The sequence below is a fragment of the Streptomyces sp. NPDC002144 genome (assembly GCF_053593695.1).
Genome location: NZ_JBSFDB010000001.1, coordinates 295,713 through 313,967, shown reverse-complemented (window position 1 = coordinate 313,967; position 18,255 = coordinate 295,713). Strand labels below are relative to the sequence as shown.

Below are 18,255 nucleotides of genomic sequence, written 5' to 3'. Positions count from 1 at the left end.
AGGCCGTAAAGCGGCGACGGTCCTTCCAGGCGATCAGGGGCTGAGAGCGCAAGGACGGCCGGCCTCTTCCGGGGGCCCGGGCTTGAACGCCCAAGACTGGCAGGGCCTTGCAGGTGCGCGGGGCTCGGCCCCAAAGCCTGTCGGCGTCTTTCGGGTTGGGGGGCGTTGTCAGTGGTGGTGTTTATCGTCCCGGCATGGTCTTTTCGTTGCCCGAGGGGCTGCCGCGCGGGCGGTTCGTGCGGCTGGGTGCTGTCGAAGTGTGGGTGTCCGAGGAACTGCCCGGGGACATCGTCGAGTTGTGGCCGCGGTTGATGGAGCGTGCCGAGGTCAGCGGGCTGTATCCGTACCTCTGCCACCGCGACGCGCTGGACTCTCCGCTGGACTTGGCCGAGGTGGACGCGGTACGTCTGGAACCCGTCCTGGCCGCCGACTTCGCGGAGTACCGGCGACGTCGGCTGCCCTCGTGGTCGGCGCCCCCTCAGGACGACGACGATGACGATCTGCCGGAGGGCGTCGCGCCCTGGCCGCATGATCCCGGACCGCCCTTCGAGAGCTGGCCGGGGCTCGCGGCGCCCGTGCCCGGCGATGCCGAGCCGGCGCAGGCCGCCGCACGTACCGTCGAGGACGTCCTGGGCACCGATCCCTACGCCTACGCGTGCGTCCTCGTCCTCGTCCCCGCCCGCCGCAGCGCCGACATACCGGCCGTGACGGGCTGGGACGCCGAGGCTCCGCTGCCCCTGCTGTGCGCGCTGCTGCGCAGTTGGGAGGACCGGTTCGGAGCCCGGGTCGTGGCCACCGTCGGCAGCGACCTGTACGTCTCGGTCGCCCGCCCGCCCCTTGACCTCCCGCACGCCGAGCGACTCGCGCTGGAGCACGTCCTGTCCACCGCCGACAACATCGTCGACGACCCGCCCACGCCCTTCCCCGAGTACGCCGCCGGCCTGGTCGGCCAGACCGAGTGGCGGTTCTGGTGGGACTGAGCCGACACACCACCGTCCGACCGATGACTTTCCGCCCGGCTCTCGGTCTGATGGCCGTAACGCACATCGAGGCACCGCACACCGCACACGGACAGAGGGAGCGCGTCACATGCGCATCGTGGTCAGCGAGTTCATCAGTCTCGACGGGGTCGTACAGGCACCCGGCGGCCCCGAGGAGGACACCGACGGCGCATTCGCGCACGGCGGGTGGTCGCATCCGTACTTCGATCCGGAGGTCGTCGGCGGGGCCTTCGCGTCCGGGCTGGAACGGGCGGAGGCGCTGCTGTACGGGCGGCGCACGTATCTGACGATGGCCGGGGCCTGGCCCGAGCGGGCAGGCGACCCCTTCGCGGACCGGCTCAACGCTATGAAGAAGTACGTGGTGACGGACACCCTCGGCGACGCGGAGCTCACCTGGAACAACACCGAGAGGATCCCGGGGAGTGAGGCCGTCGCGCGGATCCGGGAGCTGCGGGCCGCTCCCGGCGGGGACCTGGCGATGATGGGCAGCCCCACGCTCGTACGGGCCCTGCTCGGGGCGGGGCTCATCGACGAGCTGCAGCTCGTCCAGATGCCGGTGCTCCTCGGCGGCGGCAAGTCCATCTTCCCCGAGGACGGTGTCAAGCGGCCGCTGGAGCTGGTCTCCACGACCGCCGCCAAGACCGGCGCGCAGGTGAGCGTGTACCGCGCCGCCGAAAGGGGCTAGCCCTCGGGCAGCGGGTGTCCTAGGCTCGGCTCGTCGGTATCTCTGACTGAGTCAACCATCCGGGGGTCGATGAGCATGACCGTCCAGGACATCCGCACCTTCAACCGCTTCTACACGAACGTCATCGGCGCCCTGGACTACAGCCGCCAGTTGTACGCCCCGTACACCCTCACCGAGTCCCGCGTCCTGTACGAGCTCGCGCACGCACCGCGTACCGACGTGGCCGATCTGCGGGCCGAGCTGTCGTTGGACGCGGGGTATCTGAGCCGGATCCTGAACAAGTTCGAGGAGGCCGGGCTGATCGAGCGCGCGCCCTCCGACACCGACCCCCGGCGGCGGCGCATCACCCTCACCGCCCGTGGCCGGGAGACCGCCGACCTGCTCGCCGAGCGGGCCAACGAGTCCGTGGGCGCGCTGCTGTCCACCGTGCCGTCGGCCGAACGGACGCGGCTCGCGGAGGCGATGCGAGCCGTCCGCGAGATCCTCTCCGAGGGGCGCCCGCCGCGCCGCGAGGACGTCGTCCTGCGCGAGCCGGGGCCCGGTGACCTGGGGTGGATCGTGTCGCGCAACGCGGCGCTGTACGCGGCCGAGTTCGGCTGGAACACCGACTACGAGGGGCTGGTCGCGCGGATCGTCGCGGACTTCGCCGAGGACCACGACCCGCATCTGGAGCGGGTGTGGATCGCCGAGCTGGACGGGCGGCCGGTGGGGTGCGTGATGTGTGTACGGGACGACGCGCCCGGCACGGCCCGGCTGCGGCTGCTGCTCGTGGAGCCGGAGGCGCGGGGGCTCGGGATCGGTGACCGGCTGGTGGGGGCCGTCATCGACTTCGCGCGGGGCGTGGGCTACCGGGAGCTCGTCCTGTGGACCAACGACGTCCTCGTCGCCGCCCGCCGCATCTACCAGCGCCACGGCTTCGTCCTGTCCGCCGAGAAACCCCACCGCTCCTTCGGCAAGGACCTCAACGGCCAGGACTGGCGCCTGGACCTGCACGGCACGCAGGAGTGACGGGGGCGCGGAGGCGGGCGCCTGGGAGTGAGTGGATTCCGCAGGTCGGGGCTGGGACTGCGGCTTGTGGGTGGGGAAGCGACGGCACCTGGAGAGCGGGCGGTACCTCGAGGGCCAGACCGGCGGCTGAAGCGGAGAGCGCGCGGGAGTGGCGCGGCCGGGGAAGCGGGCGGGCGCGGAGTGCGCGGGGCATCAGCGGCTGGGGCTCAGGGCTGGAAAAGCACGGAGCCGCAGGAGTCACGCGGCGGGCCCGACGAGAGTGCGGGTCATCAGCGGCTGGGCCTGACGGCCGTATCTGCGCGGCGCGGCAGTAGTGCGGGCGGGAAGGTGGCACGGTCTGGGGAGGCGCCGGGCCCATGGGCCAAGGAGCGGCCATATCTGCGCGGGTGTCGGTTGGGGGTGAGGGCCGGGAAGCAGGCGCCTGGGAGTGGGGATTCCGCAGGCCGGAGCTGGTGGCTGCGGCTTGTGGGTGGGGAAGCTGGCGGGCCTCCGGAGTGGTGGCTCCTCAGGAGCCAGGGCGGCGGCTGAATCTGGAGGGTCCGCAGGAGTGAAGGGGGCGGGGAAGCTGGCGGGCCTCCGGAGTGGGCCGGGTCTCAAGCGGTAGGAGAGGCGGCTGGTCTGCGCGGGGTGGAGTCGGGCGGGTGGGGTGGGTTTGGGTGAGAGGTGCGGGGCTGTGGGTAGGTGGGCGTCAGGGGTCGGGCACGGTGCCTGGACCTGTAGCGCACACACGAGTGACAGTAGGGACCATGCGACTGGCGTTCTCCACCCTCGGCGTCCCCGGCCTGCCCATCCCGGACGTGGTCCGGCTCGCGGCCACCCACGGCTACCACGGCGTCGAACTGCGCGCCCATCCGGAGGAGCCGGTCCATCCCGGCATCGGTCCGGACGAACGGGCCGAGGTGGCCGCCGAGTTCAAGGCGGGCGGCATCGAGATCCTGGGGCTCGCGGGCTACACACGGGTCGCCGCGCCCGGCGACGACGGACCTGTGATCGAGGAGGTCCGCCGCCTCCTCGACCTCGCCCACGACGTCGGCGCCCCCTACGTGCGCGTCTTCCCGGGCGGAGGCCACGAGCAGACCCCCGAGCGCGCCGACGCCATCGCCGCCCGGCGGCTCGGTACGGCCGCGGAGCACGCCGCCGACCTCGGCGTCCGCATCCTGCTGGAGACGCACGACTCGCACCGCACCGGCGCCGACGCGATCCGCGTCCTCGGTCTGGTCGGCCACCGGTACGTCGGCGCTCTCTGGGACGTCATGCACACCTGGCTCGGCGGTGAGCAGCCCTCGGAGACGTACGCCGCCCTCTCGCCCCACCTCGGCTACGTCCAGGTCAAGGACATCGCCTCCGCCGAGGACAAGACCCCTCTCGGACTCGGCGCGGGCGTCCTGCCGCTCACCGAGTGCGTGGACGTCCTGTCCCGGCACGGCTGGGACGGCTGGCTGTGCTGGGAGTACGAGAAGCGGTGGTACGAGGAGGCCGCGCCGCTCGAGGACCTGCTGGGCGCCGGCCGCTTGCACCTGGCCCGGCTGCTCAACGACTCGGCGTGAGCGGGCGGCGCGCGTGACGCCGGCGTAATTCGCTGGCCGCGGCCGGGAGCCGCTGGCTAGGGTCCCCGCCGTGCCCCAGCCCGCCCCGCGCGACCCCGTCATGCCCTCATGAGCATCGGCCGTACGTTCGTCGACGTCCGGCCGCTGCGGACCTCCCCCGTCTTCCGGCGGCTGCTGATCGGGCGCACGGTGTCCTCGCTGGGCGGGTTCATGACCGTCGTGACCGTCATGTACCAGGTGTGGGACATGACGCACAGCTCGGTGTGGACCGGCGCGGTGGGGCTGGCGCAGGCGGTGCCGCTGGTCACGGTCGGGCTGTTGGCGGGGGCGTGGGTGGACCGGGCCGACCGGCGCCGGGTGTTCCTGCTGAGCACGGTCGGCTCGGCGGTCTGCGCCGTCATGCTGGCCGTGCAGGGCTTCACCGGGCACGTCCCGGCGGCCGTGGTGCTCGCGCTGGTGGCGGTGCAGACGTCGTTCACGGCGGTCGGCGCCCCCGCGTCGGGCGTGTTCCTGCCGCGGCTGCTGCCCAGGGACCAGGTGGGCGCCGGGCTCGCCCTCCAGCAGGTCACCGGCCAGTCGATGATGCTGCTCGGGCCGGCCGTGGCGGGCGTCGTCCTCGGCTGGTGGGGTGTGGGCGTCTGCTATCTGCTCGACGCGCTCAGCTTCGGCATGGCCTTCTACGGCGCCTACGGCCTCCCCGCGCTGCCGCCCGAGGGCGGGAAGTCCCGGCCCGGACTGCACGGCGTCCTCGACGGGCTGCGTTTCCTCACCGGCCACCGGGTGGTGCGCGGCGCGCTGCTGACGGATCTCGCGGCGACCGTCCTGTCCATGCCGGTGAGCCTGTTCCCGCTGGTCGACTCGGAACGTTTCGGCGGCGACCCGCGCACCCTCGGTCTGTTCCTGTCCGCGCTGGCGGTGGGCGGGGTCGTCGCGACCGCCCTGTCCGGCCCGGTGACCCGGCTGGCCCGTCCCGGTCCGGTGATGCTGTGCGCCTCCGGCACCTGGGGCGCGGCCCTCGCGCTGTTCGGCCTGACCACCAGCGGCTGGGCGGGCCTCGGGACGCTGGTACTGGCGGGGGCGGCGGACGCGGTGGCCGTGCTCTCCCGGGCCACGATCGTGCAGACCCGCACGCCGGACGCGCTGCTGGGCCGGGTCACGGCGGCCGAGACGATCGTCGGTCAGGCGGGGCCCCAGATCGGCAACCTCCGCGCCGGTCTCGTGGCCGCCCGCACCTCGGCCACGACCGCCCTGCTCACCGGCGGACTGATGTGCCTGCTGGCCGTGCTGGCGGTGGCCGTGAGAACGCCCGAGCTGCGGGACGGCGGTGCGGTCACACCGGACGGACGGTGATCTTCGCCGTCGGGTCCAGGCACCACTCCAGTACGGCCGGCCAGGAGCCGTAGCCCGCGTCCAGGTCCAGGTGGGCGGCGCCCGGAAGGAGGTCCGTCGGGATGCCGAGAGGGTCGCCGTAGAGCTCCCGCGCCCCTTCGGGACAGTACGGATCGTCGTCCCCGGCGACCAGACGGGTGGACGTCGGAAGGGCGAAGTCCAGGGCGGGCGGGGTGAATTCGGCAACCTCGGGATACCGGGAGAGGACGGACGCGGACGGCGGTGCCACCAGCAGCACCCGGTCGACGGCACCGTCCGTCACGATCCCGCGCGCGACGGCGTGCAGCCACAGCACGGCGGAGGCACTGTGGGCGAGCACGACCCTCTCCTCGCCGTCCATCCCCTCCACATACCTGCCCAGCTCCGACAGCCACACCTCCAGGCTCGGGTCGTCGGGATCCGGGAGCTGGGGGTAGGTGACGCGGTGCCCGAGCCCGTCGAGCCGATCGGCGAGCCAGTGCTGCCAGTGGGCGGGCGGCCGGTGGTTCTGCCAGCCGTGGAGGATCAGAAAGTGCGAGGTCATGCAGATCATGCTGACCGAGAACCGGTGCAGGGGTCCAGGCCGGCTCCGGGGCGACCCAGAAGGCGGCGGGGCCGGGCGGGTCAGTCCGGGTCGGCTAGGCGGTGGGCCGGGCGGGCCGGGTCGGCCAAGAAACGAGCCCGGCGGTCCAGGTCGGCCAAGAGGCGAGCCCGGCGGCCCGGGTCGGCCAGGAGGCGGGCCGACGGCCCGGGTCGCCGAGAAACGAGCCCAGCGGTCCAGATCCGCCAAGAGACCAGCCCAGCGGGCCGCGTCGGCCAAGAGACGGGCCAGCGGCCCGGGTCGGCCAAGAAGCGGGCTCGCCGGACCGGATCGGCCAAGAAGCGGGCTGGCCGGTCCGGATCGGCCACAAAGCGAACCGGGCGGTCCCACTCGGCAAAGAGGCGGGCCGCCGGCCCGGACCGGCCAAGACACAGGTCCGGTCTACCCGGTGGGCCGGGTCGTGAAGCTGGCGAGCCGTTGTTCCAGGCGGGTGCGGCGTTCCGGCCACTCCGGGGCGGTGATCGAGAAGATCGCGGAGTCGCGCAGTCGGCCCTCCTCGCCCGGGGCCCAGGAGCGCGACCAGTTGCGCAGGACACCCTCGAAACGTGCCCCGACGCTCTGGATCGCGGCGCGGGAGCGCTCGTTGCGGGCGTCGGTCTTGAGGTCGACCCTGGACACGCCCCACTCTTCGAAGGCGTGCCGGAACAGCAGGAGTTTGGCCTCGGCGTTGACGCCGGTGCCCTGCGCGCCGGCGCCGAGCCAGGTGAAGCCGACCTCCACGGCGTCGAGCCGGTCCTCCGACCGCCAGCAGCGCGGCTCCCAGTACGACGTGGCGCCCACCGCACGCCCCGAGGCCAGGGAGACCTGCGCGTACGGCGCAAGCCGTCCCGTGGCCGCCCGCGCCAGTTGCGCGTCGATGTAGCCCTCCACCTCGTGGGCCCTGGGCACCCAGGTGTAGTCGTAGGTGCCGCGGTCCTCCTCCGCGGCCGCCGCCAGATCGGCCGCGTGCCGGTGCTCCAACGGCTCCAGACGCACCAACGCGCCCTCCAGCAGCGGCCCTTGCAGCAGGTAGCCCACGCGGTGACGTCCCTTCAGAACGGTCAGCACCATCAGCACGGTCAGAACAGGTCGAGGATCTCGGTCAGCCTCGTGACGGACGGCGGCGCCCCCGGTGGCGGTGCGGCTTCGCCGGGACTCATCACCCGGCCCGTGTATCCGAGTTCGACGGCCGCGGCGACCAACTCCGGGTCGTCGTCCACGAACAGGCACTCCTGGGGCCGCAGCCCCAGCGCGTCGCTCGCGTGCCGGTACATGCGCGGGTCGGGTTTGCGGCAGCCGAGGAGCGCCGAGATCGCGTACGCCTCGAAGTGGTCGCCGATGCCCAACGCGGCGTGCATGTCCGGCAGTCCGGCCCAGGCGTCCGAGACCACCGCCATCCGCACACCCCGGCGCCGCAGCTCGTCCAGTGTCTCCGCCACCCCCGGGCACAGCTCCACCACCGACGTGACGGGGATCTCCCGGCTGAGGTCGGCCAGCAGACCCGGTGTCGGCTCCAGACCGAGGTGGCGCAGCAGGACCCGGTGGTAGTCGTCGTAGTCCGGCGTCGACGCCGACGCGGCGAAGAAGTCCTCGCCCGCCGCGATCGCCGCCGCGAACCGCTCCGGTGTGACCGTGGGGTCGTGACGCAGGACGGTCTCCTCGAAGTCCACCCGGGGGTTCCAGCGACCCCCGACGGGCTGGATCAGCACCCCGCCCGAGTCGAAGAGCACGGCGCGCAGTTCACCGGTCATCCCCCAGCACGCTCCTCAACTCCGCGAACGCCTCATGGAAACCGGGGAAAGTCTTCCGTACGCAGGCCGGGTCGTCGAACGAAATACCCGGCGTGCGCAGGCCGGTCACCGCGAAGGACATCACGATGCGGTGGTCGCCGTACGTCCTGATCTCCGCGCCCGTGGGTGTGCCGGGACGGATCTCGATCCAGTCCGGGCCCGTGTCGATGCCGACCCCGAGCCGCCGCAGGTTCTCCGCGCACGCCTCCAGCCGGTCGCACTCCTTCACCCGGGTGTTCGCCACGTCCTCGATGCGGACCGGGCCGGAGGCGAAGGGGGCGATGGCGGCCAGGGTCGGCATGGTGTCGGAGATGTCCCGCATGGCGACCGTCAGGCCGCGGAGTTCGCTCGTGCCCCGGACGGTCGTGGCGTCCGCTCCCACGGACACCTGCGCGCCCATCCGCCGCAGGACCTCGACGAACCCCAGGTCGCCCTGGAGCGCGCCCCTCCCCAGCCCCGGCACGGTCACCTCCGCGCCCGGAGTCACCGCGGCCGCCGCGAAGAAGTAGCTCGCGGTGGAGGCGTCGGGCTCGATCGCGTAGGTGGTGGCGCGGTAGCCGCCCGGCGGGACGACGAAGACGTTCCCCTCCCGGCCCACTTCGGCCCCGAACGCCCGCATCATCGCGATCGTGATGTCCACGTACGGCGCGGACACCAGGTCGGTGACGTGGATGCGCAGGCCCTTGCGGGTCAGCGGGCCGAGCAGGAGGAGCGCGGTCAGGTACTGCGAGGACTGGCCGGCGTCCAGGGTGACCTCCCCGCCCTCGACCCCGGCCGCCCGTACGGTCAGCGGGTGATGGCCCTCCGCCTCCTCGTGTCGCAGGTCCACGCCGAGGTCGCGCAGGGCGCGGGTGAGCGGGAGCAGGGGGCGGCGGCGCATCTGGGGCGAGGCGTCGAAGCGGTAGGTGCCCCGGCCCGCCGCGGCCAGCGTCGGCAGGAAGCGGGCGGTGGTCGCGCCGTCCCGGCAGTAGACGTCCGCCTCGCTCACCGCCGGGCCCTGCGGGCGGCCGTCCACCTGCCAGGCGTCGGGTGCGCGGCCTACGCGGTGGCCGAGCCGTACCAGGCCCTCGGCGAAGCCCTCGGTGTCGTCCGAGCGGAGCGGGCGCACGAGGGTGGTGACACCGTCGGCCGCTGCCGCCAGGAACAGGGCGCGGGCGGTGATGGACTTGGAACCGGGGATGGTGACTACGGGCATGATTCATGATCGACCGCGCGGGGGCCGCGGCGCCCGCACGTCCACGGGATGGACCCCTTCCCGTCGCCCGCCGGTCACCGACGGCATGGGGCGAGCGGCCTGTCGTCCGGCGGTCGCAGGGGCCGTACGTCTTTGGCAGGAGAGGCCGCCCGGGGAGACGGCTCACCCGTCCCGCGGGCCCCACCGGCACCGACTTCCGGGAATCGCCGGGAAGGGGGGAACCCGGCCCGAATACGGTTCGTCCAACCCGCAAGTTGCCGGATGAGTCTCCGCTGTGCGGTGTCGGCCCTCGCTGCTGGCTGCGATCGCTGACCCACCCTCTCCGCCGTACTGCGGCCGGCAGCACAGCCGCCATCGGCGCGCCCCCCTCCAACAGCGCCGATGGCGGCCCCTTCGCGGAGAACCCTTTCGGCACCCGGTTTCCGGGTGGCGTGCGCGCTCCCTTGACTGGCAGAAACTTCCCGGATATTGCTTCCCGGACGGAAGTTTCCTTCAGTGGATCATCTCCGGAAGGAGCGCACGTGCCCTCCAGACGTACCGTCCTCGCCGCGACCATGGGTGTCACCGCATCCCTCGCGGTCGGCGGCACCGCTCACGCCGACGACAAGAAGCTCCGCTCCCTCATCTCCCGTATGACCCTGCCGGAAAAGGTCGGCCAGCTCTTCGTGATGCGGGTCTACGGCCACTCCGCCACCGCCCCCGACCAGGCCGCCATCGACGCCAACCTCAAGGAGATCGGCGTCCGTACGGCCGCCGAGCTGATCTCCAAGTACCGCGTCGGCGGCATCATCTACTTCACCTGGGCCGACAACACCCGCGACCCGCACCAGATCGCCGACCTGTCCAACGGCATCCAGAAGGCGTCCCTCAGCGTCCCCCGCGGCCTGCCGGTGCTCGTCACCACCGACCAGGAGCACGGCATCGTCTGCCGCGTGGGCAGCCCCGCCACCCTCTTCCCGGGCGCGATGGCCGTCGGAGCGGGCGGCTCCCGCGCGGACGCCCACACGCTGGGCCGCGTCTCCGGCGCGGAACTGCGCGCGATCGGCATCAACCAGGACTACTCCCCCGACGCCGACGTGAACATCAACCCGGCCAACCCGGTCATCGGCGTCCGCTCCTTCGGCGCCGATCCGCAGGCGGTGGCCGGCCTGGTCGCCGCCGAGGTCGCCGGGTACCAGCGGTCGTCGGTCGCGGCGACCGCCAAGCACTTCCCCGGGCACGGCGACACGGCCGTCGACAGCCACTACGGCTTCCCGGTGATCACCCACAGCCGTGAGCTGTGGGAGAACCTGGACGCCGTCCCCTTCCGGGCGGCGATCAGGGCGGGCGTCGACTGCGTCATGACCGCGCACATCCAGTTCCCGGCCCTGGACGACTCCGGTGACCCGGCCACCCTCTCCCACCCGATCCTCACCGGCATCCTGCGCGGCGAACTCGGCTACGACGGGGTCGTGGTGACCGACTCCCTGGGCATGGAGGGCGTGCGGACGAAGTACGGCGACGACCGGGTCCCGGTGCTCGCCCTGAAGGCCGGTGTCGACCAGCTGCTCAACCCGCCGGACCTGTCCGGCGCCTGGAACGCCGTCCTGAAGGCGGTGCGGGACGGGGAGCTCACCGAGGCGCGGCTGGACGAGTCGATCCTGCGCATCCTGCGGCTGAAGGCGCGGCTCGGGCTGTTCGAGCGGCCGTATGCCAGCCGGGCCGGTGTGGACCGGGTGGTCGGCACGAAGGCACATCTCGCGGCGGCCGACCGCATCGCCGAGCGCACGACGACGCTGCTGGTCAACGAGGGGTCACTGCTGCCGCTGTCCCCCCGTGCACACGCGAAACTCCTGGTCGTGGGGGCCGATCCGGCCTCGCCGTCCGGTACGACGGGCCCGCCGACGGGTGTCCTCGCGAGGGCCCTGACCGGACTCGGCTTCACGGCCACGGCCCTGTCCACCGGCACGGCGCCGTCCTCCGCCGCCATCGCCTCGGCGGTGGCCGCGGCACGGGACGCGGACGCGGTGGTCGTGGCGACGTACAACGTCACCGCGGGCAGCTCCCAGAAGACCCTCGCCGAGCAGTTGGTGGCGACGGGCAGGCCGGTGGTGGCGATCGCCGTCCGCAACCCCTACGACGTGGCACAACTCCCCTCCGTACCGGCCTACTTGGCCGCCTACTCCTGGACGGACGTCGAACTGCGGGCTGCCGCACGGGTGATCGCCGGGAAGGTGGCGCCGCGCGGGAGGCTGCCGGTGCCGGTGCAGCGCGCGGACGATCCGGCGCAGGTGCTGTACCCCATCGGTTACGGACTGACGTACTAAGAGGGGCGTAGAGCGCATACGCCGCACAACCGGCGTACACCCCCCAACTGACCCAATGCCTCCCGCGCGTCTGGCGTGACCAGCTTCGGCGGGTCACGCTGGACAGGGGTGCGCGGGGAGGCGCCCGGGGGGACGCGATGCGTGAGAGATGTTCGGTGGGGGTGGTCTGTGCTCTGCTGGTGCTGGTCGCCGCGGTGCTGACCGGCTGCCAGGCGCTGTCGTCCGCGTCCGGTGAGGACGCCGGGCCCACTGTCACACCGGCGGCGGCCTCGACGCGGCCCTCCGGCTACGGGGCGGTGTTCCTCGGGGTCGACGAGTGCAGTTCGTTCGGTACGACGAGCTTCACCGAGGTGCCGTGCACCAGTGAGCGGGCGGCGGCGCGGGTGGTCGCGCGCTACGACGGCACGGTGGCCGACGGTCCGCTGTGCCCGGCGACCACGGACTTCGTGCTGCACATCAGCGCGCAGAGCCCGTCGTCCGACGAGGACGGCGACGGTTCGGTGCCGCAGGGCTACGCCTGTATGCGGAACCTGGAGCCGCCGCACCCCGGTGATCCGGGCGGCGGGGGCGGACCGCGCACCATCGTCGGCGACTGTGTCTACGGCTCGGGCAGCGGGCAGGTCCGGGAGACCAGGTGCGACGGCGGCGGCGCGAAGAAGCCGCAGTACAAGCTGGTCAGGGCGGTCGCCAGGCGGGCGTCCTGCCCCCCGTCGACGGCGCTCTACGTCCACCTCGACGGCGAGGAACCGGTGGGCTGCGCCCGGCGCGTCTGACCGACGGTCGGGCGCAGCACGGGAGTCAGGGACGCAGCGCGGGTTCGCGCTCCACGTCCCGCACGTCCAGCTTCCGGTCGAACCGGGCCAGCGGCTCGGCGACCGGCGTCTCGTCCGCCACCCCCGCCCAGTCCAGGATCCGCTGCGTCGCCTGCGCCTTCTGGTCCGGGACCAGACCGGCGACGTTCGCCCCGTGGTTGAGGCCCGGCGCGGTGAAGACGTACGCGTCCTTCGCGCCCTTGCCGACGCGGAAGCGCTCCGCTCCCCACGGGTCGTTCTGGCCGTACACGAAGAGCATGTGGTGGGCGTGGTGCCGCACCCAGCCGTCGACGTCCCGCATGGCCCCCGGCTGGAACCGCATCGGGATCGACCGCGGCACGAAGTTCCGCGGCGCCTGGTAGCCGTAGCGGACGTACTTCTTCTCGATGTACGGGAAGTGGATCGTCGGCGCGCCCAACTGGGTGCCGGCCTGGTAGTAGTACGGCGTGTACGGCTCCAGGCCCTGGTCGGTGTAGAACGAGAACCCGGAGATGGTGTCGACGGAGTCCCAGATGGCCTGGTCGGTGGCGTGCTCGGCGTCCGCCGGGATCGTGGCGCAGTCGGAGAGCAGGCTGTACTGCCAGAAGCCCCAGACGTAGTCGAGGACGACGGCCTCGTAGGCACGGTCCAGGCTGCCGATGGTGGTGAACGTGAAGCCGTTCTCGGCCGCGTACGCCGCGTACTTCTTCTCCAGCGGCTCCCGGCGCACCAGCGCCTCACGCTGCACGGCGTTCAGCCGGTCGCGGCACTCCTTGGTGCCGACGCCGGCGAAGAAGCGGTCGTAGGCGGAGTCCTCGTCGTCGACGACGTCGTTCGGGGCGACGTAGGCGACCACGCCGTCCATGTCCCGCGGGTAGAAGCGCTCGTAGTACGTGGCGGTCATGCCGCCCTTCGAACCGCCCGTGGAGATCCACCTCTTTGGGTAGACCGGCTTCAGCGCCTTGAAGATGCGGTGCTGGTCGCTCGCCGCCTGCCAGATGTCCAGCTTGGACCAGTCGGCCGGGTTCGGCCGGGACGGAGTGAAGAAGCGGTACTCCATGGAGACCTGGTTGCCGTCCACGATCTGGGTCGGCTCGCGGCGGCTCGGTGTGGTGGAGACGTTGTAGCCGCCGGTGTAGAAGACGGTCGGGCGGTCGACTCCCTTGTGCAGCACGGTGATCCGCTGCTGGAAGGTGCCCTTGGACGGATGCCGGTGGTCGACCGGCTGGGTGTAGTTCAGGACGAAGAAGCGGTATCCGTGGTACGGCTTCTCCTCGATCAGGCTCATGCCCGGGATGGCGAGCAACCGGTCCTTGATGTCGGTCGCCGCTTTCGTCCCCGTGGCAGCCGGCTGGGCGGCGGTGGCCGCCCCCGCCGTGCTCAACGTGCCTATGAGCACGGCGAACGCGAGCAGCCATCTGAGCGCCTTGCGCATGCACCCTCCCCTGTGAGTACAGATGTCCGCCGGACGCTAGCGTCGCAACGGGCGGACGCACCAGGGGAGTTCAAGAAATACTTGTGGGTTTCCCGTGACTCAGCAAAGGATCCAGCCCGAGCTCACGGATCCGCCCTCCACCGAGCCCTTGATCCGCACGCAGCGGTGTCCGGCGTGCACCGTGACCGGTCCGGCGTGGTGGACGTACTGTCCGCTGTCGACGACCGGACGGTTGCCGCGGGCCTGCACGCTGACCGACATGGAGCGCTTGGCGGTGGAGGCGTGCTTCGGGAACGTCACGGCGCAGACGTAGCCGTCGGCCTTGTAGACGTGCACGACACCGGTGGAGAAGGTCAGGTCCCGCACCTTGCGCCCGGAGCAGTACGGGTCGGCGTGCGCGTTGCCCGACGCGGCGAGCGCGAGCGCCCCGGACGCGGTCAGCACGGCCATGCCGAGCGCGATCCGGCGCCGTATCGCACCAGAGTCCACTGTCGTCCCTCCCCTACGACCGACAAAGAGCGTACGGGTGTACGGACGCCGGACGTATGTCGGATGGTTGCACGCCCATCAGGAAACCGACAGCGAACAGACAGCACACCCTCACCGCGTAACCCCGACCGCCTCCTCCGCGCCGGGCCCCCCGACAAAGGTCCGCCACAACTCCGCGTACCGCCCGCCGAGTTGAATCAGCTCCTCGTGCGTACCGTCCTCCACCACGCGGCCGTGGGCTGAACCTCCCGAGGTCGCCCTCGCACCGCTCGGCCCCGGCGGGCCTCCCGGGCTTCGCACGACTCGCGGAACCTCGCTGCCAGGCACTCAGGCCGCCAAAGGCTCGTCCTCCCCGACGAACGTGCGCCACAACTCTGTGTACCGCCCGCCGAGTTGGATCAACTCCTCGTGCGTACCGTCCTCCACCACCCGGCCGTGGTCCATCACCACCACGCGGTCCGCGCGGGCTGCTGTGGTCAGGCGGTGGGCTACGACGAGGGTGGTGCGGCGGCCGGCCAGGCGGTCGGTCGCCTGGTTGACCTGGGCCTCCGTGGCCAGGTCGAGCGCGGCGGTCGCCTCGTCGAGGAGCAGGATGTCGGGGTCGACGAGTTCGGCGCGGGCCAGCGCGATCAACTGGCGTTGGCCGGCGGAGAGGTTGCGGCCGCGCTCGGCGACCTCGTGGAGGTAGCCGCCGTCGAGGGTGGCGATCATCTCGTGCGCGCAGACCGCCCGGGCCGCCGCCTCGACCTCGGCGTCCGTCGCCTCGGGGCGGCCGTAGGCGATGGCGTCGCGGACGGTGCCCTGGAAGAGGTACGCCTCCTGCGGGACGACACCGAGCCGGTGGCGGTAGGAGGTGATGTCCAGGGCCCGGAGGTCGGTGCCGTCGACCGTCACCCGGCCGCGGGTGGGGTCGTAGAACCGCGCCACCAGCTTCACCAGCGTCGACTTGCCGGCGCCGGTCTCGCCGACGAACGCGACCGTCTGGCCCTCCGGGATCGTCAAATCGACGCCGGACAGGGCCTCTTCGTCGTCGCCGTAGGCGAAGTGCACGTCCTCGAAGGCGATGTCGCCGCGCAGGGAGAGGACTTCGAGGGGTTCGTCGGCGGCCTTGGTGGAGGTCGGCTCGCGCAGCAGCTCCTGGATCCGCCCGAGGGAGACGGTGGCCTGCTGGTAGCCGTCGAAGACCTGGGAGAGCTGCTGGACCGGCGCGAAGAACAGGTCGATGTAGAGCAGGTAGGCGACCAGCGCCCCGGTCGTGAGCGTGGCGTCGTCGATCCGTCCCGCACCGGCGATCAGCACGGCGGCCGCGGCCACCGACGACAGCAACTGCACGAACGGGAAGTAGATCGAGATCAGCCACTGCCCGCGCACCCGCGCCCTGCGGTAGCTGTCGCTGAGCTCCGTGAACCGCGCCCCGCCGTCCCGCTCGCGCGAGAAGGCCTGCACGATCCGCAGCCCGGAGACCGACTCCTGGAGATCGGCGTTCACCAACGACACGCGTTCACGGGCGAGTTCGTACGCCTTCACGCTCGCCCGGCGGAAGAAGTACGTGGCGACGACCAGCGGCGGCAGGGTGGCGAAGACGACCAGCGCGAGCTGGACGTCGATCACCAGCAGGGCGACCAGGATGCCGAAGAACGTGACGACGGAGACGAACGCGGTGACCAGCCCGGTCTGCAGGAACGTGGACAGCGCGTCGACGTCGGTCGTCATCCGGGTCATGATCCGGCCCGTCAGCTCCCGCTCGTAGTAGTCGAGGCCGAGCCGCTGCAGCTGGGCGAAGATCTTCAGCCGCAGCGAGTACAGGACCCGCTCGCCGGTGCGGCCGGTCATCCGGGTCTCCCCGACCTGCGCGGCCCACTGCGCGACGACCGCGAGCAGCCCGAGCAGCGAGGCCGACCAGACCGCGCCGAGGGCCAGGGCGTTGACGCCCTTGTCGATGCCGTGGCGGATCAGCACCGGCAGCAGCAGGCCCATCCCGGCGTCGACGGCGACGAGTCCGAGGCTGATCAGCAGGGGCGGTCCGAAGCCCCGCAGCAGCCTGCGCAGTCCGTAGGAGTCCTCGGGCATGACCGCCCGCGCCTCGTCGATGTCCGGGGTGTCGGTCGCCGGCGGCAGCGCCTCGACCTGAGCGAGCAGTTCCGGGGTGGCCGGCATCCCGGACAGCGCGTGGTCCTTGGGATGCCGGTCGCCGGTCCACAGCCGTGGGGTCACCCCGCGCTCGGCGTCGAACTCGGCGTCCAGCTCGTCCCGCACGGAGGTGTCCTCGGCGGGCTGGGCGGGCCGGGCGTGGCCGGGCGAGACACCGCCGAGCTCGTCGGGGTCGGTGAGCAGACGGCGGTAGAGCGCGGACCGCTCCTGCAGCTCCTCGTGCGTGCCGAGGTCGGCGAGGCGCCCGCCGTCGAGGACGGCGATGCGGTCGGCGAGGTTGAGGGTGGAGCGGCGGTGCGCGATGAGCAGGGTCGTACGCCCCCGCATGACGTGCCTCAGCGCCTCGTGGATCTCGTGCTCGACGCGGGCGTCCACGGCGGAGGTGGCGTCGTCCAGGACCAGGAGACGGGGGTCGGTGAGGATCGCGCGGGCGAGGGCGACCCGCTGGCGCTGGCCGCCGGAGAGGGTGAGGCCGTGCTCGCCGACCTTGGTGTCGTAGCCCTCGGGCAGCTCCCTGATGAAACGGTCCGCCTGGGCGGCGCGGGCGGCGGCCTCGACCTCCTCGTCCGTGGCGTCCGGGCGGCCGTACGCGATGTTGTTGCGGACGGTGTCGGAGAAGAGGAAGGAGTCCTCGGGGACCAGCCCGATCGCGGCCCGCAGCGAGTCGAAGGTCAGCTCGCGGACGTCGTGCCCGCCGATCAGGACGGCGCCGTGCGTGACGTCGTAGAAGCGCGGGAGGAGGAGGGAGACCGTGGACTTTCCGGAGCCGGAGGAACCGACGACCGCGAGGGTCTCCCCCGGGCGGATCTCGAAGCTCAGCCCTCGCAGGACGGGCCGCTCGTGGTCGTAGCCGAAGGAGACGTCGTCGAACTCGACGGTCGCGGGCGCGTCGGCGGGCAGCTCCTTCGTGCCCTCCGTCATGGTCGGCCGGGTGTCGATCAGCTCCAGGACGCGCTCGGTGCCGGCGCGGGCCTGCTGCCCGACGGTGAGGACGAACGCCAGCATGCGGACCGGGCCGACGAGCTGGGCGAGGTAGGTGGAGAAGGCGACGAAGGTACCGAGGGTGATGTGACCGCGCACGGCGAGCCAGCCGCCGAGCGCGAGCATGGCGACCTGGCCGAGGGCGGGGACGGCCTGGAGGGCGGGGGTGTACGTGCTGTTCAGCCGTACGGTCCGCAGCCGCCCGGCGAACAGCCGCCGCCCGACCTCCCGGAGCTTCCCCGTCTCCTGCTCCTCCTGCCCGAACCCCTTCACCACGCGTACGCCGCTGACGGCTCCGTCGACCACGCCGGCCACGGCGGCGGCCTGGGCCTGCGCGTACCAGGTGGCGGGGTGCAGCCGGGAGCGGCTGCGCTTGGCGATCCACCACAGGGCCGGGGCGACGGCGAGGGCGACGAGGGTGAGCGGCGGCGACAGCCAGGCCATGATGACCAGGGAGATCACGAAGAGCAGGACGTTCCCGATGGTCATGGGGAGCATGAAGAGCAGGCCCTGGATCAGCTGGAGGTCGCTGGTGGCGCGCCCCACGACCTGACCGGTGGACAGCTCGTCCTGCCGTCGCCCGTCGAGCCGGGTGATCGTCTCGAACATCTCGGTCCGCAGGTCGTGCTGGACGTCGAGGGCGAGACGGCCGCCGTAGTAGCGGCGGACGTAGGTGGAGACGTAGACGAGGACGGCGGCGCCGACCAGCGCACCGGCCCAGGGGGCCATGCCCCGGCTGTGATCGCCGATCACGTCGTCGATGATCACCTTGGTGACGAGGGGGACGAGCGCGGTGACGGCCATGCCCGCCAGGGAGGACCCGAGGGACAGCACGACGTCCTTCGGATACCGCCACGCGTATCCGGCCAGTCGCCGTGCCCATCCCCGTTGCTCGCTCACGCGGGTGCCCTCCGATCGTCCTGATCTA

14 protein-coding genes are annotated in these 18,255 nt (G+C 72.1%); 7 read left to right on the top strand and 7 right to left on the bottom strand.

Annotation, left to right across the window (positions count from 1 at the left end; genetic code table 11):
* Positions 1 to 194 precede the first annotated feature (194 nt).
* From ACWCQ1_RS01370 to ACWCQ1_RS01350, 5 genes are all read left to right on the top strand, one after another.
* Positions 195 to 980: a DUF4253 domain-containing protein gene (locus tag ACWCQ1_RS01370; RefSeq protein ID WP_451025577.1), complete on the top strand. Its 786-nt coding sequence runs from the start codon at positions 195 to 197 to the stop codon at positions 978 to 980.
* 109 nt (positions 981 to 1,089) lie between these two features.
* Positions 1,090 to 1,686, top strand: a complete 597-nt coding sequence (locus ACWCQ1_RS01365) for a dihydrofolate reductase family protein (RefSeq protein WP_358593792.1) — start codon at positions 1,090 to 1,092, stop codon at positions 1,684 to 1,686.
* A 75-nt stretch (positions 1,687 to 1,761) separates the two neighbouring features.
* The gene (locus ACWCQ1_RS01360; RefSeq protein ID WP_451025674.1) at positions 1,762 to 2,694 is read left to right on the top strand and encodes a bifunctional helix-turn-helix transcriptional regulator/GNAT family N-acetyltransferase; all 933 of its coding nucleotides are present in this window, start codon (positions 1,762 to 1,764) and stop codon (positions 2,692 to 2,694) included.
* A 746-nt stretch (positions 2,695 to 3,440) separates the two neighbouring features.
* A complete protein-coding gene (locus ACWCQ1_RS01355) occupies positions 3,441 to 4,241 on the top strand; it encodes a sugar phosphate isomerase/epimerase family protein (RefSeq protein WP_358593793.1) in 801 nt (266 codons plus the stop codon).
* 108 nt (positions 4,242 to 4,349) lie between these two features.
* A complete protein-coding gene (locus ACWCQ1_RS01350) occupies positions 4,350 to 5,591 on the top strand; it encodes an MFS transporter (protein WP_451025576.1) in 1,242 nt (413 codons plus the stop codon).
* Here the strand turns inward: ACWCQ1_RS01350 and ACWCQ1_RS01345 are convergent.
* From ACWCQ1_RS01345 to aroA, 4 genes are all read right to left on the bottom strand, one after another.
* Complete coding sequence (locus ACWCQ1_RS01345) at positions 5,572 to 6,153, bottom strand: RBBP9/YdeN family alpha/beta hydrolase (protein ID WP_358593795.1); 582 nt, start codon at positions 6,151 to 6,153, stop codon at positions 5,572 to 5,574. The genes ACWCQ1_RS01350 and ACWCQ1_RS01345 overlap by 20 nt on opposite strands.
* A 438-nt stretch (positions 6,154 to 6,591) precedes the next feature.
* Positions 6,592 to 7,260, bottom strand: coding sequence for a GNAT family N-acetyltransferase (locus ACWCQ1_RS01340; RefSeq protein WP_451025575.1), 669 nt, complete (start codon positions 7,258 to 7,260; stop codon positions 6,592 to 6,594).
* Positions 7,261 to 7,268: 8 nt separating this feature from the next.
* Complete coding sequence (locus ACWCQ1_RS01335; RefSeq protein ID WP_358593796.1) at positions 7,269 to 7,940, bottom strand: HAD family hydrolase; 672 nt, start codon at positions 7,938 to 7,940, stop codon at positions 7,269 to 7,271.
* Positions 7,930 to 9,174, bottom strand: coding sequence for a 3-phosphoshikimate 1-carboxyvinyltransferase (aroA, locus tag ACWCQ1_RS01330; protein WP_358593797.1), 1,245 nt, complete (start codon positions 9,172 to 9,174; stop codon positions 7,930 to 7,932). The genes ACWCQ1_RS01335 and aroA overlap by 11 nt, the downstream gene beginning before the upstream one ends.
* A 521-nt stretch (positions 9,175 to 9,695) precedes the next feature.
* Between aroA and ACWCQ1_RS01325 the strand changes: the two genes are divergently transcribed.
* Together ACWCQ1_RS01325 and ACWCQ1_RS01320 are read left to right on the top strand one after the other, a co-directional pair.
* Positions 9,696 to 11,480 carry a glycoside hydrolase family 3 protein gene (locus ACWCQ1_RS01325; protein WP_358593798.1) on the top strand — a complete coding sequence of 595 codons (1,785 nt, stop codon included), beginning with the start codon at positions 9,696 to 9,698 and terminating at the stop codon, positions 11,478 to 11,480.
* Between the two features lie 137 nt (positions 11,481 to 11,617).
* A complete protein-coding gene (locus ACWCQ1_RS01320; protein ID WP_133040799.1) occupies positions 11,618 to 12,253 on the top strand; it encodes a hypothetical protein in 636 nt (211 codons plus the stop codon).
* Between the two features lie 25 nt (positions 12,254 to 12,278).
* Here the strand turns inward: ACWCQ1_RS01320 and ACWCQ1_RS01315 are convergent, their stop codons facing one another.
* The 3 genes from ACWCQ1_RS01315 to ACWCQ1_RS01305 all read right to left on the bottom strand — a co-directional run bounded on the left by ACWCQ1_RS01315 (position 12,279) and on the right by ACWCQ1_RS01305 (position 18,227).
* On the bottom strand, positions 12,279 to 13,706 hold the full coding sequence (locus ACWCQ1_RS01315) for a S28 family serine protease (RefSeq protein ID WP_358593799.1): 1,428 nt from the start codon (positions 13,704 to 13,706) through the stop codon (positions 12,279 to 12,281).
* A gap of 99 nt (positions 13,707 to 13,805) precedes the next feature.
* Positions 13,806 to 14,195: a hypothetical protein gene (locus ACWCQ1_RS01310; RefSeq protein WP_133040797.1), complete on the bottom strand. Its 390-nt coding sequence runs from the start codon at positions 14,193 to 14,195 to the stop codon at positions 13,806 to 13,808.
* 327 nt (positions 14,196 to 14,522) lie between these two features.
* Positions 14,523 to 18,227 carry an ABC transporter ATP-binding protein gene (locus ACWCQ1_RS01305; protein WP_451025574.1) on the bottom strand — a complete coding sequence of 1,235 codons (3,705 nt, stop codon included), beginning with the start codon at positions 18,225 to 18,227 and terminating at the stop codon, positions 14,523 to 14,525.
* Between the last annotated feature and the right edge of the window lie 28 nt (positions 18,228 to 18,255).